The sequence below is a fragment of the Maridesulfovibrio bastinii DSM 16055 genome, from assembly GCF_000429985.1.
Lineage (GTDB): Bacteria > Desulfobacterota > Desulfovibrionia > Desulfovibrionales > Desulfovibrionaceae > Maridesulfovibrio > Maridesulfovibrio bastinii.
In genome coordinates this window covers 16,018-30,956 of record NZ_AUCX01000028.1, presented here as the reverse complement: position 1 = coordinate 30,956, position 14,939 = coordinate 16,018, and the positions used below count along the sequence as shown (strand labels likewise).

The 14,939-nt window shown below is 45.0% G+C and carries 14 protein-coding genes; 10 read left to right on the top strand and 4 right to left on the bottom strand.

Going from position 1 to position 14,939, the window contains the following annotated elements; genetic code table 11:
- On the top strand, positions 1–264 hold a 264-nt coding region (locus tag G496_RS21510), incomplete at its 5' end, for a transposase (protein ID WP_027179727.1).
- A 138-nt stretch (positions 265–402) separates the two neighbouring features.
- Here G496_RS21510 and G496_RS0113395 read toward each other — a convergent pair.
- The 4 genes from G496_RS0113395 to G496_RS0113380 all read right to left on the bottom strand — a co-directional run bounded on the left by G496_RS0113395 (position 403) and on the right by G496_RS0113380 (position 4,788).
- Positions 403–1,593, bottom strand: coding sequence for a PhoH family protein (locus G496_RS0113395; protein ID WP_027179726.1), 1,191 nt, complete (start codon positions 1,591–1,593; stop codon positions 403–405).
- A gap of 372 nt (positions 1,594–1,965) precedes the next feature.
- Positions 1,966–3,195: a molybdopterin molybdotransferase MoeA gene (locus G496_RS0113390; protein ID WP_027179725.1), complete on the bottom strand. Its 1,230-nt coding sequence runs from the start codon at positions 3,193–3,195 to the stop codon at positions 1,966–1,968.
- Positions 3,192–3,800, bottom strand: coding sequence for a molybdenum cofactor guanylyltransferase (mobA, locus tag G496_RS0113385; protein ID WP_051295053.1), 609 nt, complete (start codon positions 3,798–3,800; stop codon positions 3,192–3,194). The genes G496_RS0113390 and mobA overlap by 4 nt, the downstream gene beginning before the upstream one ends.
- A complete protein-coding gene (locus G496_RS0113380; RefSeq protein WP_034633308.1) occupies positions 3,793–4,788 on the bottom strand; it encodes an HD-GYP domain-containing protein in 996 nt (331 codons plus the stop codon). Before G496_RS0113380 ends, mobA begins: the two co-directional genes overlap by 8 nt.
- Before the next feature lie 627 nt (positions 4,789–5,415).
- On the opposite strand from G496_RS0113380, the gene G496_RS0113370 reads away from it, so the two are divergent.
- The 9 genes from G496_RS0113370 to G496_RS0113330 all read left to right on the top strand — a co-directional run bounded on the left by G496_RS0113370 (position 5,416) and on the right by G496_RS0113330 (position 14,868).
- Entirely contained in the window at positions 5,416–7,536 is a 2,121-nt protein-coding gene (locus G496_RS0113370; RefSeq protein ID WP_027179721.1) for an acetate--CoA ligase family protein, read from the top strand.
- Between the two features lie 25 nt (positions 7,537–7,561).
- The gene (locus tag G496_RS0113365) at positions 7,562–8,629 is read left to right on the top strand and encodes a phosphotransacetylase family protein (protein WP_027179720.1); all 1,068 of its coding nucleotides are present in this window, start codon (positions 7,562–7,564) and stop codon (positions 8,627–8,629) included.
- Between the two features lie 168 nt (positions 8,630–8,797).
- Positions 8,798–9,001, top strand: a complete 204-nt coding sequence (locus G496_RS21355; protein WP_027179719.1) for a hypothetical protein — start codon at positions 8,798–8,800, stop codon at positions 8,999–9,001.
- Between the two features lie 11 nt (positions 9,002–9,012).
- Complete coding sequence (tmcD, locus tag G496_RS0113355) at positions 9,013–10,266, top strand: electron transfer complex subunit TmcD (RefSeq protein ID WP_027179718.1); 1,254 nt, start codon at positions 9,013–9,015, stop codon at positions 10,264–10,266.
- Positions 10,267–10,284: 18 nt separating this feature from the next.
- Positions 10,285–10,944, top strand: coding sequence for a TmcC family electron transfer complex membrane anchor subunit (gene tmcC / locus G496_RS0113350; RefSeq protein WP_027179717.1), 660 nt, complete (start codon positions 10,285–10,287; stop codon positions 10,942–10,944).
- Positions 10,945–10,970: 26 nt separating this feature from the next.
- On the top strand, positions 10,971–12,287 hold the full coding sequence (gene tmcB / locus G496_RS0113345; protein ID WP_027179716.1) for an electron transfer complex ferredoxin TmcB: 1,317 nt from the start codon (positions 10,971–10,973) through the stop codon (positions 12,285–12,287).
- Positions 12,288–12,303: 16 nt separating this feature from the next.
- The gene (gene tmcA, locus G496_RS0113340; RefSeq protein ID WP_027179715.1) at positions 12,304–12,720 is read left to right on the top strand and encodes an acidic tetraheme cytochrome c3 TmcA; all 417 of its coding nucleotides are present in this window, start codon (positions 12,304–12,306) and stop codon (positions 12,718–12,720) included.
- A gap of 129 nt (positions 12,721–12,849) precedes the next feature.
- Positions 12,850–14,514: a glycosyltransferase family protein gene (locus G496_RS19780; protein WP_051295052.1), complete on the top strand. Its 1,665-nt coding sequence runs from the start codon at positions 12,850–12,852 to the stop codon at positions 14,512–14,514.
- 15 nt (positions 14,515–14,529) lie between these two features.
- Positions 14,530–14,868 carry an Hpt domain-containing protein gene (locus G496_RS0113330; RefSeq protein WP_027179714.1) on the top strand — a complete coding sequence of 113 codons (339 nt, stop codon included), beginning with the start codon at positions 14,530–14,532 and terminating at the stop codon, positions 14,866–14,868.
- Positions 14,869–14,939: the final 71 nt, after the last annotated feature.

Here is a 14,939-nt window from a genome sequence, read left to right as displayed (position 1 = left end):
CGAAAAGAAACCGTTGAGCGTAGTTTTGCTGATGCAAAAGAGCTTCACGGACATCGCTATGCCAGAATGCGCGGCCTCTCGAAGGCTCAAGAACAAAGTCTCCTCTGCGCAGCCTGCCAAAACATGAAGAAAATAGCGCTTATCCTAAGCGCTAGACGCATATTTTCTGATATTTTTAAAACTATTGCCTTCAAAGAGAGTTCCGTTCACTGTTTTGCTTCGAACTTGGGATTTGATCGACCAAATTTAAATTTTTCAAACTAAATCGAACAGAAATAGGGCGTAATAAAACCCCGCTTTTAAAAAAAACGGGGTTAGTCAGCAATCTGACCGGTCCCTTTCGGGACCGGTTTTTTTATGTGGTATTTTTAATAATAGTTAAGCTGTCTAATTATATAACCATTACAGACCGGATTTAAGCACAAGGTCTGTTATAGGTCCTCTTGAGCGGTCTCCTTTGAGCACAATATGGGCATACCCCTTTGAGCCTTTTAGTTTTTTGACCACCCAGTTCAGTCCGTTGTTACTTTCATTCAGATAGGGGTTATCAACCTGTCTCGTATCACCGAGGCAGAAACATTTTACGCCCTCCCCCATGCGGGTCAGCAAGGCTCTGGTTTCTGTCCGTGACATATTCTGCATTTCATCGACTATCACAACACAATTTTCCAGATTCATCCCCCGGACATATGCAATGGGCAGAATCTCGAATTTTTTCTGATTGAATCTAAGTCTGTCAGATCCGCCTTCCATGAATATTCTGTTTGCCGGTCGCTGTTCATGCAGTTTAACAATCAGGTCGTGTATATAACGCACATAGGGCAGCATTTTATCTTCCACGTCACCGGGAAGAAAGCCCATTTTAGCTCCGATTTCCCAGATAGGTTTGACCAGATATACTTTGTCACAATTATTGTCCTTCTTTTCGAGGGCCAGATATAATGCACAGGCCAGAGCCAGAAATGTTTTTCCGTAACCGGCCTCGGACTGTATGGAGACAAGATTGATATCCTGATTGAGCATAAGCTCCATGGCCAGATTCTGATAGACGGTACGCGGTCTTATACCCCAGACTTCGTGGGTGTATCCGATCGGTTTAGGTCCGCTCTCACTTATGAATACTGGGGTTCCGTTTTCCCACTTGAAGCTGTTGCGGACAGGTGTACCCTCATCGTCGGAAAAACCCGTAAAAAGTTGTGAATCAGAGCGGAACGGTATTGAGTCCCTGAAACCTTCACAGGAGATGTCATAAAGTCTGGTCTTGATTTGCAGGATTCTGTCGTTTGTCACCAGAATTGGTTTTTCAAGCTCACTGTTTTCTATTTCTTCCAGAATATAATCATCCGGTGAAAGTTCACGGTTGGAGTTGTTGAATACAGGAGGAAAGATAGTAATGGCGTTATCATTTAAAATGGTATGGATGGCCTGAGCGACAACAGGCCCCAGACGTTGATCTTTTTTTAGCTTATCCAGTTCGGTGATAACCGTATAAGGGATGAAGATATTGTTTTCCTGCCCGTTTCTTAAAATTTTAATGCAGTTCGGGTTTTCTATCAGAACGTTGGTATCCAGCACATAGTTCTTTTTTGCCATGATGCCTCGCCGTTTAAAAAAAGGTTATAAATAGGGACTCTCTTAGCGGCCATTACCAAATAAAAAAGCAGAATCAGGCGTAGAATAGATCGCCTTGATTCTGCTTTATTAAATTTAGTCGCAGTTGCTTGCCGTGGGGAGGGGATGGTCTGGTGAAGAAACCTGATTCTTTTATACCGGAACTAAACCGGCACAATTTTTTATTCATTATACCAAACCTTGTTACGATTGCTGAACAACTGCTGTGGCAATGTTAACTTCAGGCTGTTTCGGACCCGTCTCGGATTTGTTTTTTTAAGGTTACAATCTGATCAAACTTGAGCTGTTTTAGCTTTGCCCGGAAGCATCGCCTAATAGCTTTTTCGGAATATTTTATACCAGATTCGGCATAAGAAAAGGGATAAAGGTTACTTCTTCATTCTCTTCGGCTGGTGATAGGCCGGGTGAAAGGGCTATTATTCCATGAGCGCAACACATGGTCTGTCTTACTGATATGCTTCGGTCATCAAGGGGCATAACCCGAAAGCTGCCATCACTTGTATGGAGGCTGCACAGCCAGAGTCTTTCTGTCTCGGCCGATCTTTTAATCGCTTTCAGCAGGCGTGCTTTAAACTCGTAATTGAAAGCCGTCAGGCCCTTCATATAAGCAAGTAGCGGCTTTATAAGAAAATGGAACGACAGCTGAACCGCGTTGGGAGGTCCGGGAAGACCAATTACAGCGGTTTTATCCTTCACACAGGCGAATACTGATTTAGCAGGATGGATTCTGATGCCTTTGAATAAGGGTTGGCAGCCGGCACTACAGGCCGCCTGCATTACTATATCCCGCTGGCCGGGTCCGGTTCCTCCTGTGGTGATTATGAGGTCATGTCCCATGCCGCTGCTTATCATCTCCATGATAGCTTCTTTTTCATTGGCACAGACTTTTACTGTAACTTTGTGAAACCCCTGTGCCGCGCACATTGTTTTTAATAAAATCAGATTATCTGCCGGAATTTTGCCTGAAATATTTTCTCCAAGCGGATCACATAATTCATTGCCGACAGCTATAACCAGTACTGAAGGCGTGTCGTAGGATAGAATCTCTTTTATGCCAGCGTAGGAGATCAGCGAACAATGTGAAGGGGAAAACTGTTCCCCTTTGCCGATTATTTTTGAATTTATACTTATATCCGAACCGATAAGACGAGTTGAAAAATTTTTTTTAACTTCGGCTGAGATAATAATTTTACTGTTTTCCGACTGAACATGCTCAAACGGGATAACAGCATCAGCCGGTGGCGGCAGAATTCCGCCGGTGAGTATTCTACAGGCCTGACCAGGATTCAGGCTGCTTATATTTCCACCGGAGGGTCTTATTTCGCCGATACATTCAAGGGAGATTCTTGTTGTCTCCGCAGCTCCGACAGTATCCGCAGCGATTACCGCATAACCATCCATTGCCGAACGTGGTGATTCAGGAAGGTTCAGCGGTGAATAAACATTTTCAGCAGCCACAAGGCCTTGAGCTTCTATTACTTTTGTACTGGATGTTGCAGTTCTGTCTGTGGCTTCCATTAAAAGTTGCAGAGCTTCCATCCGATTCACATTGCTTTTGGTCATTTGCAAGAATCTCCGGCTCTTTCACAGGCTGCTTTCAAATCTTCAGGAGTGTTGACGTTTATAAATGATTCCAATTTAGGATCGTGTTTTTGAAGCTCAGTAGTGGGTATTTTTGACACAACCACCTCAGAGAAAAAATTAATTATCTGAAAATTATTATTATTCAGACTTTTTTTTATAAATGGCAGACATCTCTTTGAATATACAGCGCAAAGGGGTTCAAACCATTTCCCCTGATGTATGGGAATCAGAACATCATCTTCCGGTTTTAACCTTGAGAGAATCTCCTGAATCAGTTCCCGTTTTAGAAAAGGGGCATCACATGAGCTGATGAATACATGGTCAGAAACAGAATTTTCAAGTGCGGCATGAATACCGGTTAGAGAACATCTGGCCTGATGAATGTCAGAAATATTTTTAATGCCGTTAAGCGGTATATTTTCCGGTATTCGGCTGACAACCATGATTTCCTGAAACAGTCCTTCCATAGAACTTATCAGGCGTTCAAGCATGGTCTGCCCGTTTATTCTGAGTCGGGATTTATCCACAAACCCCATACGGCTGCCTTTGCCGCCTGTGAGGATGGCTGCGCTTACATCAATCACGGAGTACTACTTTCTCAAGGGAATAAACTATGTTGGGATCGTACATGGACGATTCCTTGTAAAGTGTTTTGAGTGCTTCAACTTCACTTACAGGAGCTTTGCCGGGGCGGTTCATAACCATTGCTACAAACGAATCGACAACACCGCATAATCTTCCGATCCATGAAATGCATTCTCCCTGTATCCCTCTCGGGTACCCGGAACCGTCAAGTCTTTCATGGTGTTCGAGAATGCCCACAAGCGCAGGTTTGGGTATTTCCTTGGTCCAGCTGAGTATTTCCAGTGAGAGGACCGGGTGGTGCTTGATTCTTTTTTGTTCATCAATGGTCAGGGAAAATTCTTTTCCGAGTACGAAATCCGGTAGCCTGCACAGACCTATATCGCAAAGAAACAATGCATAGGCGCAGTGTTCAAGTGTTTGAAGTTCTGTTTTGGTATCGCGTCCCAGCAGGCATAGTCCCAGTCCTGTAAATCCTGTCGCAAGTGATTTGTTGGTCAGGGAGTGATCCCGGTCCAGCATGCCTGAAATGTGGATAAGTATCTCCGGAGAATCATAAAGGATACGTACAAGAGGGGGGACAACTTCATTAAATCTTTCGAAATTTAGTTTTACGGACTCCCGGAACAGTGGAGCGATAAGGGCTCTCATACTTGCCAATATAATCGGGGCGAGATCAACCACTGATAAAAATTCAGATAAATCTTCCAGAACTATGCGCAGATGTGAGCTCAGATATGGTTCACAGGCTTTAAGATCCTTTGAATGCAGGTAGATAAGACCTGATTCGCAAGCCTTGAGAATCCTCTCCTTTTCAGCTGAAATAATTACTTTTCCGGGTTCTGATACGGGCTTGAAGTTCCCGAGTGAGCGGTCGTAAAGATAAAAAGAAAAGGGAGGTCTGCTTTTGGGCAGAACTCTGAAAATAGAAGTGCTTACAGGATAGAATTGCTCCTGCACTGAATCGTCTGGGCAATTGGATGTGCTCATTCTCAAGTATCCATAGGCGGGACCATTTTTTCTCCACCAAAATTAAAAATAACTTTTTGGTATAACTACCAACCCCCTAGGCGTAATACCATTAAATATGCTTTGTTTGCAATTGGTTAAATAGGAAGAGGGCCTGAAAGCAAAACATATTAAGATTATTGATTAAAACAATAAAACAAGCATCATTCCAGTCAAGTAAATCAAGCGACTCCGGTGTGCATTGCAGAACCGGGGTCATAAAAGAGGATCAAGAACCATTACGGTTGTTTCAATGAAATAACATAGCATAAAGAGCTTCTGATTCAAATTGTTCTTGATATTTTCCAAATTAATATGACTTCCGGGGTCCGATTCCGGGAAATTATGTGCTTTTTCACTGGTGACCAAGCCTGTCTCTGACAGTAAGTCCGGCTCAGGTGTGATAATACATTTCATTAGTCAGGCATTGTCCAGACTACTTGATAAGAGTACTTATGCAGTGCTAGAGGTAAATCCATCCTCGTTATGCCTGCCGAACAGGATGGAATCTATGAAATTTGCATATTGTTCCGTTGCGGTGTGCGGTCCGTTTTAAAACCAGATAAAGTGATATAAATATTGATATACGGAACACAATCAGGAGAGAGTTTGGACAAGTTATTCAATCCTTCATCCATAGCCGTGGTCGGAGCTTCGGCAAAGGCCGGAAAAATCGGCAATACAATCGTCCGCACTATGATCGATGCGGGCTTCAAGGGTGAAATTTATCCTGTAAATCTGAACGGTGGCACAGTCTGTGATCTTCAAGCTTACAAATCAGTTTCCAGCATAGAACCTGCTCCTGAAATGGCTGTGATAGTCGTTCCGGCTGCCGGGGTTGTCTCCTGCCTTGCTGAAATTGCCGAGTGCGGTATAAAAGCGGTTGTAGTCATCAGTGCAGGTTTCAAGGAAACAGGGCATGAAGGCTGGCTCATGGAGCAGGAAATAGTCCGCATAGCCCAGGAATATGAAATTTCACTTCTCGGCCCCAATTCACTTGGATTCATAAATGCCGGTTCCGGGCTCAATGTTTCTTTTGCCAGTAATATGCCGCCGGCAGGGAATATAGCTTTCTTTTCACAATCCGGCGCACTCTGCGCAACCGTAATGGACTGGGCTCTGTCCAGTGGAAGAGGATTTTCAAAATTTATAAGTCTCGGCAATAAGTCCGTTCTGGATGAAGCTGCTGTTCTGGAATATCTGGGCAGTGATCCTGATACCAGGGTTATTCTCGGATATATAGAAAATGTGGAGAGCGGGCGCAGGTTTATGGAGCAGGCCCGAAAAGTGGCTATGAAAAAGCCGATTATAATGCTCAAGTCCGGGATAACCCCGGCCGGAGCAAGAGCGGCCTCAGCTCACACCGGAGCCGTATCCGGTTCGGACCGTGCTTATGACGCAGCTTTCAGGCAATCCGGGGTTGTCAGGGGTGGCAGGCTTGAGGAATTGTTCAGTCTTGCCAAAGCGTTTTCCATGCAGACAGCTCCTAAGGGGTCCAATCTGGCTATTGTTACCAATGCCGGGGGGCCGGGTATTCTTGCCGCTGACGCCTGTGGTGAGTCCTGCCTGCGTATGGCCAGACTTTCCTTTGATACCATTGGGGAATTGCAGAGAATTCTGCCGGGTTATGCTTCCTTGTATAATCCTGTGGATATTTTAAGAGATGCTGATGCTGAACGGTATGGGATTGTTTCTTCTCTTGTTGTGAATGATCCTATGGTTCATGCTGTGCTGATAGTTATTTCACCCGCCGGATGTCTTGATCCGGCCGAAACAGCTAGAGCTGTAGTCAAAGCTGTTTCTGAAGCAGGAAAACCGGTTTTCTGTTGTTTAATGGGACGCGGTGGAACTGCTGAAGCAAGATCTGTTTTAGTAAATGCGGGGATTCCTGTTTACGATTTTCCCAAGCCGGCAGTGAGGGCGATGGAAAGTCTGCACAGGTATTCTCTATGGAAAAGCGGCAGCGTTAGGGTTTGCGAGGAACCTGAGCGTGATATCGAAAGTGCCGCAGAGGTCATAAGCAAAGCTGTCCGTACAGGACATTCTGAAATTGTTGAATTTCAGGCCCGTGAGTTGCTTAAGGCTTATGGCCTGTCTACTCCTGAATCAGGCCTTGCAAGATGCGGAGATGATGCAGTCGCCATTGCTTCTGAGATAGGATACCCGGTTGTTTTGAAGATCGCTTCCCCGGATATTCCGCATAAAAGTGATGTTGCCGGTGTTGTTGTAAACCTGAATACCCCTGATGAAATCCGCAAGGCTTTCTGGGACATCACAGCCAGAGCACAGCGTCTTATGCCTGACGCTTATATTGCCGGCTGTCTTGTCCAGCAGATGGCTCCTTTTGATTCACGAGAGGTTGTCATAAGCTTTAAGAGGGATGAACAGTTCGGGCCACTGGTCATGTTCGGTCTTGGTGGTGTATATGTTGATATACTCAAGGACGTATCATTCAGGCTTGCTCCGCTGACAAGGGAGGACGCCTCCGCAATGATCAGAGAGATCAAATCCTATATGCTTCTGAAAGGGGTTCGGGGTGGCAGTCCTGTTAATTTTGACGCCATAATAGATGTATTGCTTAAGATTTCTTCCCTGGCAATGGATTTTCCGGATGTCTGCGAGGCCGAGTTCAATCCTGTGCTTGTCTGCCGGGATTCGGCTCTTGTCGCTGACATACGGATAACTGTAAGGATGGGCGGTTATCCTGAATACAAGGTGGAATCAGTTTAAGATTCAATTTTTCAAGGAGGCTTAGATGGTTGGTTTGTATATAGGCTCCACAACCGGGTATTCCGGAAAGAACCTTCTTGCCATGGCCATGGGACTCAAGTTCCGTAAAGAAGGTTATAAAGTCGGTTACATGAAACCGGTCGGCGCTGTTCCACATATGAGCGACAACCTTCCGGGTGATGCTGATGCCACATTTATACAGGGTGTTCTGGGGCTTGATCAGAATCCCCAGAAAGTTACACCGGTTCTGGTGACCAGAGATTTTACAATTAAAGCTTTCTCCGAAGATACCGGGGACCTTATGCCCGATATCGCGGAAGCTTATGCCGAGCTCAGTGAAGATAAAGACATCATGATCATTGGTGGATCAGGAAGTTATTTAAGCTCGGGAACATATTGCGGAGTTAGCGGTCCTGCCGTGTGCCGTACGCTGGGCGCCAAAACTATTCTGGTCGATAGATATAACAATAATGAACTCAGATATGATTATGTTCTGCGGACCAAAGCTGATCTTGGTGATGATCTGCTTGGAGTCGTCTTTAATGATGTCCCTGAACATTACATGGATGAGCTGAAAGAAGTAATAGTTCCATTTCTTGAGCGGCGCGGAGTAAAAGTACTCGGGGTCATCCCCCGTGATCCTCTTATGGGGGCCATCAAGGTCAGTGACCTTGCTGAAAGACTGTTCGGAAAAATTATTTCCGCTCATGCCAAGGTCGATCGGGTTGTTGAAAATTTCCTTATTGGTACAATGCAGGTTGAGAACTTTATGACCCATTTCAGGCGTCATAAAAATTCAGCCGTAATAGTTGGCGGCGACCGTGCCGATGTCCAGCTTGTAGCCCTTGAGGGTAATTGCCCCTGCCTTATTTTAACCGGTAATCTCTATCCGAATGATATTATTCTTACCAGATCTGAAGTTCTTGAAATTCCTGTAATAGTTGTTCGAGATGATACCTTTACCGTGGCAAAAAAAATGGAAGCGATACAGGACAGCTACAAGCTTAGGGACATGATTAAAATAAATCATGGTGCAGAACTTGTTAATGCAGAACTGGACTATGAATATATAAACGAAAAGCTGGGATTGTAATTCGCGGCTTGCATTTTTCTGCTGGTGAGAGCGTCGGGCCGCTTTTACCGCAAACAGTATCTTACGTGTTCGATTTGTGGGTCAGATCGGGCACGGATTGGCTAGGGTATATCATAAAGTGTCACAGCTTTTGACATACTGTTCATTAATGATGAAAAGCATGACCGCATGTTTGCGGTTTCTCTTGTCCTGATTTGTAAAATATGCGAATTAGCAGGAGTTTCCATTCGTAAGGAATGGCTGAAAGAGTTTAGAGTTTTTTGTCTGAATGAAAGAGGGACAAAAGATGGTTTAAACCCAAGGTGCCTCGGCACCAGAAAAAACCGACCGGACCCGATGGATGTGGCGGACTTCGACGGGTCAACGGAATGAGGAGGCGTGAGATGCCTGATGCGTCCACGTGGGATTGGAATCCCGGTAAGCGTGAGGTCCAGGACGTAGGCTCCTGGTCTGACAAATTTGAGTGGGTGGAAGAATTCCACGCAAGTCCCGACGGTGAAAAAGTCGGGGCGGTCGTAAAGACCGGCGAAATGGAATTTACCTCCTGCGTTAATGGTGAGGCTTGGGACGAAAAGTTTGACAGGGTTTTTTATTCCCGCTTTTCTCCCGACGGCAGATTGACCGGTATTGCCCAGTCTGAAGGAGAGTGGACTCTCTGTGTAGACGGACAGAACTGGCCTGAGATGTATGGATACATCTGGGATACTAAATTCGGACCTGACGGATCAATTATCTGTGCTGTTCAGCAGGATATGGAATACGGTATGGGTGTCGATGGTGTTCTCTGGGAAAAATTTTACGAGAATGCGAACAACTTCAGTGTTGCTCCTGACGGTAAGAATACCGCAGCCGCAGTACAGGTAGCATCAACTCCTCAGGCCGATATAGATCTCTTTCAGAAGGGACTATATTCCGTCGCTGTAAACGGCGAGGCCTGGGATACTGTTTTCATGAACTGCTATACTCCGGTTTTTGATGCTGAAAGTAAACGTGTGGCCTGTCAGGTTAGAAGAACACTTTACGATTACACCATCGCTGTTGACGGAAAGATCTGGCAGCGTGAATTTCAGTGTGTATGGGACCCCTGCTTCAATCCGGTTACAGGCGTAGTTGCTGCTCCTGTGCGTCTTGGCGGAGCATGGACCATGGCACAGGATGGTGAAGTGGCATGGGGCAAAACTTTTGCACAGTGCTGGCATCAGCAGTTCAGTGCCGATGGAAATAATCTCTGGGCCATAGTTGCGCCTAGCTTCGGTAAATTTACTGTTGCTAAAAACGGAGATGCATGGAGTGTTGTCTCTCCTGTCGTAGTTGATCTTGCTGTAAGCCCCGACGGCAACAGAGCCGCAGCTCTTGGCAAGGATGGATACGACTACAGCGTGATTGTTGACGGCAACAGATGGTCCGGCTCATTTGCAATGGCCTGGAAGCCTGTATTCAGTCCGGACAGCTCGCATGTAGCAGCTAAGGTTGAAAAAAACGGAAGCTTTACCGTGGTTCTTGACGGCAAACCCTACAGTGAGGAGTTTGACCAGTGCTTTGAACCTGTTTTCAGCCCATGCTCCCAGAAGGTACTCATTCCGGCAATCAAAGACGGAAAGTTTCAGCGCATTGTTGCCAATGTGAGTGACTTTTAAAAACCGGAGGAAATACGCATGAACAGTATTTACGCATTCGTGGTAGGTCCTCTGGCATGGATTGCCTGGGGAATTTTTATTCTAGGTTCAATATACAGACTTACTTCAATGTACAGTCTGGCTAAAAAGAAAGACGGTTCTTCCCTCTATTATATGAATTGGAAGTACAGCCTGCGTTCCATTCTGCACTGGTTGAATCCGGTAGGAACCCTCGGCTGGCAGCGCAGCCCCGTTACTGCACTGGTAACTTTCATTTTTCACATTTGTCTTGTTCTCGTGCCCATTTTTCTGCTCGGGCATGTGGTCCTCTGGGATCAGTTCTTCGGCATCAGCTGGCCGACAATTCCCGAAAATATTTCCGACATACTCTCCATAGTGGTTGTTGTGTGCTGTATCTATTTCGGTCTGCGTCGTTTTCTGCAGCGTGATGTGCGTTACCTTACTTCATCAAAAGACTGGCTGGCACTTGCTGTTCCCGGACTGGTCTTTCTTACCGGAGTACTGGCATACCATCAGATAGGTGATGCCACGGTAATGCTCACTCTGCATATCCTTTGTGGTGAATTCATGCTGGCAAGCATTCCTTTCACCCGTTTAAGCCATATGCTGTTTACCGTATTCACCAGAGCTTATATCGGTTCCGAATTCGGTGGTGTACGCCGCGTTAAAGACTGGTAGCCACATTCTCCAAGGAGTATGAAAAAATGACGTTTGACAGGAAAATTGAAGATGTCGGACTTGAACGGGGTGTTTCCCGTTTAACTCCGGAACGCATCGAAACAACTATACGGTCCGTCCTTGAAGGCGAAACCGGTGCCAAGCTTAAAGTCTATGCGGAAACCTGCATGCACTGCGGACTTTGTTCCGAGGCCTGCCATTATTATATGTCCCATGACGGTGATCCAACCTATTCACCGGCTGGTAAGGTTCAGCAGACTCTTGGCGAAATTCTTCGCAAAAACTGCAAAGTGGATGGCGAGTTCGTATATCAGATGGCTCAGATTGCTTATACTGAGTGCAACCTCTGCCGCCGCTGCGTGCATTTTTGCCCGGTTGGTATTGATACCGGATATATTATGAGTACCATGCGCCGTATCTGCCATAAACTCGGAGTTACTCCGCAGTATATTCAGGATACCGCTCACAGCCATTCCGCAACCATGAACCAGATGTGGCTCAAGGATGATGAATGGATTGATACCCTTCAGTGGCAGGAAGATGAAGCCAGAGACGAACTTCCGGATCTGCGCATTCCTATCCATAAGGAAGGGGCTGATATCTACTACTCCGTTATTGCTCCGGAACCTAAATTCCGTACCCAGCTTATTTATCAGGCCGCTTACATTTTTAATGTTGCCGGTGTTGATTTCACCATGCCTGCCGATCCGGGCTGGGATAACTCTGACATGTGCATGTTCTCCGGTGACTTTGAAATGATGGGGCGTCTTAAAAAACGTCACTTCGAATCAGCTCTGGACCTTAAGTGCAAGCGTATTGTCATGGGTGAGTGCGGACATGCTTTCCGTTCCATTTATGATAACGGAAACCGTTGGGACGGATGGGATATGTATCCCATTGAAGTTATACATTCGGTTGAATTTTTCTGGGATCTTATCAGTTCCGGAAAGATTAAAATTGCCGAGAAATTCAAAGAGCCGATAACCATTCACGATCCCTGTAATATTATCAGGGGACGCGGTTTGATGGAACAGTCCCGTAAGCTGGCCCATGCGCTTTGTGAAAATGTTGTTGAAATGACTCCGAACCTTGAGCACAACTATTGCTGTGCCGCTGGCGGCGGTGTCATCAACTGCGGTCCTCCGTTCAAGAATGTCCGTATGACCGGTAACCGGGTCAAGGCCGAACAGCTCAAGGCAACCGGAGTTAAGACTATACTTGCTCCATGTCATAACTGCCACGGCGGACTTGAAGATCTGGTTCATTATTATGAACTTGGTATGGACATTAAGTTCTTCGGTGATCTTATCTATGAACTCATGGAAAAACCCGAAGTAGAATAACAGGAGGAAGGTCACAATGCTGAAAAGGATATTCACTCTTGCGGTGGTCGCGGCCTGTGTCTTTCTCTATATGTTGCCCGCATTCAGTCAGGAAGATATTACAACTCTGTTTGATCCTGCTTTCAAGGTTCACCAGAGACCTGCTGCGGTTTTCAACCATGACGTACATAATGAGAAAGCCGGAATTGATGATTGTGCAGTCTGCCACCATGTCTGGGAAGATGGTAAACTTGTGCCTGATGAAAGCTCTGAAGATCAGAAGTGCTCTGACTGCCACAAAGTTAAACCTGAATCCGGAAAAACAAGTCTGCGTAACGCTTTCCATAAACGTTGCACCGACTGCCATCTTAAAATGAAAAAAGGCCCTGTAACCTGTGCCGGATGCCATCCTAAAGAAGGACATATTCCGGCTGCACCAGCAGAGCACGAATAAGCTTTCACCGTATTTTACGGTTTGAAACTGCTATTAAAAGGCTGTGGAGTAAAACTTCACAGCCTTTTTTATTAGCAATCTGTTAATTTGCTGCTTCCTTGCCGCAAGACTATTGGTTATAACTCCTGAATGTTGAAACTTTTTTTAATCAATTGCCGCGGTCCTGTTGTGGATGCTTTCATTGCACAGGGGCATACCGTAAAAAGTATAAATGTCAGTGAAACTGTTTTTGATGCAGCTGAGGCTATTTCTAAATGTGAATTCTCTCCTGATGTTCTGATACAGCAGGAAAATCTTGGAAGACGTCTTTTTCTTAAAAATTTATCTTCGCTCTCCTGCTTAAAAATTTTCTGGTCTGTTGATACCCATCTTAATTTTCACTGGCATTCAATCTACGCACGGCTTTTTGATTCTGTTTTGACCACTCAAAAAAAATATCTGTCAAAGTTCAAGAAATGCGGCATCCCAGCATTCTGGGTCCCGTGGATGGGAGTCAGGCCCGGAACTGTTTCCGGAATCCGGGGCATTAAACCATACAGCAGCCGTAAATATGATATGACCTTTATAGGCAGGGTTTCAGACTCCAGAAGGTCCAGAAAATGGTTTGTTGAATTTCTGTCATCACAATATGACCTTAATTGCATGGATGGTTTGAATTACAGTGAAATGATGGGCGTTTACCGCGACACCAGAATTGTTCCCAACGAAGCCATATTAAATGAAGTTAATTTCAGACTTTTTGAAGCGGCTTCATGCGCCTGTGCGGTTGTTACTCCTGATGTGGGAGAGGAACTCGGAGAACTTTTCGATGTCGGCAGAGAAATTGAAATTTACAGTAACGCTGTTGAATTGAAAGATATTGTAGACAGGCTTTCCAAAGATACAAAGGCTGCGGAAATGATGGCTTTAAAAGGATACGCGCGTATTCTGGAAGACCACCTTCCTGACAATAGGGTACGGAGTATTGTTGATATTGCCGGATCAACCACAAAGAATGTTCTGAATATCCGTGACGAATTCAGGATCACAGCCCTTATGCATGCAGCTCTGCTGGAAACCGGCAACAAATTTTTCGAATTTGAGGATGTCTGCAACTGGCTGGTTTCCGCCGGGCGGTCTATGGAGACTGACACCGCCTTGATAAGGCTTTATGCGCTAAGCGGTAATGTTGAAAAAGTCTGGAAAACAGCTTCATCTTACATTAAAAATGATAAATTACTGGCTGATTCTTATTCGTGCATGTCTTTTTCTTTATCCTGCTGGCGCAGCGGGTATTGGGATTTAGCTAAAATTTTTTGGTATGAGCATTGTGGGAAAAAGAAAATTGAAGTTATAGTTAAGCCTGAGAACGAAACAGAACTGCTTGTTCTATGGGCGAAAGAACTTTTTAAGTCAGGGTGGATAATAAGGTCAGGAGTTGTTTTTGATGAGAAAAAAGATGTCCCAGCCTGTGCAATAGATTGTCTGTCGTCAGCTTTTTATCTGTCTCCGAAGAATCTGGATATATCGAAACTTATGGAAATATATCTGGATAAGGCTGAGGGCATGCAGTTTATGAGGGTTGGTTTTTTATCTCATCTGAGCCTTTATTTTCCGAATGACTGGCGTGTTGCTTTTGAGCTGGCGGCAGCATCGCTTGAAACATTTCGTTTTGAGCAGGGATTGTCGGAACTTAAAAATGCTGAAAGTCTGGCGCAAAAACAGGGTTATGAAAAGATTTTCAGACGCCTTTTGAATTATAGAAAAATTGGTTCAGCTTCAGGTTTGGCTGGAAATACAGACATAGAGCAATAAGATGGAGAGAAGAGTATGAAAAGCATTAATTATGAAACACTGCTCACTCATCTTGGGGATGACAAAGAACTTGCCGGTGAAATTCTGCAGGTTTTTATAAATGACGGTCCCGACAGATTAGAGAGTTTTCGGGCCGCATGTGAAAGCAGTAATGATGAACTTATGATTAAGTTTTCCCATTCACTTAAGGGAATTTCCGCAACCATACGAGCTGAAGATTTATCTGCACTAGCTGAAAAAGCTGAGAAACTATCACGGTCCGGTATGCTCGAAGATGCCTGTAGACAGTATGCTTTTCTTAAGGAAGAATTGGATAAAGTTTTGAAAGATATAGCTATTATCCTTGAAGGTTGATTTTTTTATCAAGTTTTGCAAGGTTTTGCTTCTGTGAAAAAGGTGCAATAAGGCTTGCAACTTTTAAGAAT

Coding starts and splice junctions, on each gene's coding strand:
- G496_RS0113380 (WP_034633308.1), bottom strand. CDS start 4,788: ATGAGCACATCCAATTGCCCAGACGATTCAGTGCAGGAGCAATTCTAT.
- G496_RS0113390 (WP_027179725.1), bottom strand. CDS start 3,195: ATGACCAAAAGCAATGTGAATCGGATGGAAGCTCTGCAACTTTTAATG.
- tmcB (WP_027179716.1), top strand. CDS start 10,971: ATGACGTTTGACAGGAAAATTGAAGATGTCGGACTTGAACGGGGTGTT.
- G496_RS21355 (WP_027179719.1), top strand. CDS start 8,798: ATGTTTGCGGTTTCTCTTGTCCTGATTTGTAAAATATGCGAATTAGCA.
- tmcA (WP_027179715.1), top strand. CDS start 12,304: ATGCTGAAAAGGATATTCACTCTTGCGGTGGTCGCGGCCTGTGTCTTT.
- G496_RS0113330 (WP_027179714.1), top strand. CDS start 14,530: ATGAAAAGCATTAATTATGAAACACTGCTCACTCATCTTGGGGATGAC.
- G496_RS0113365 (WP_027179720.1), top strand. CDS start 7,562: ATGGTTGGTTTGTATATAGGCTCCACAACCGGGTATTCCGGAAAGAAC.
- tmcC (WP_027179717.1), top strand. CDS start 10,285: ATGAACAGTATTTACGCATTCGTGGTAGGTCCTCTGGCATGGATTGCC.
- G496_RS19780 (WP_051295052.1), top strand. CDS start 12,850: ATGTTGAAACTTTTTTTAATCAATTGCCGCGGTCCTGTTGTGGATGCT.
- G496_RS0113395 (WP_027179726.1), bottom strand. CDS start 1,593: ATGGCAAAAAAGAACTATGTGCTGGATACCAACGTTCTGATAGAAAAC.
- tmcD (WP_027179718.1), top strand. CDS start 9,013: ATGCCTGATGCGTCCACGTGGGATTGGAATCCCGGTAAGCGTGAGGTC.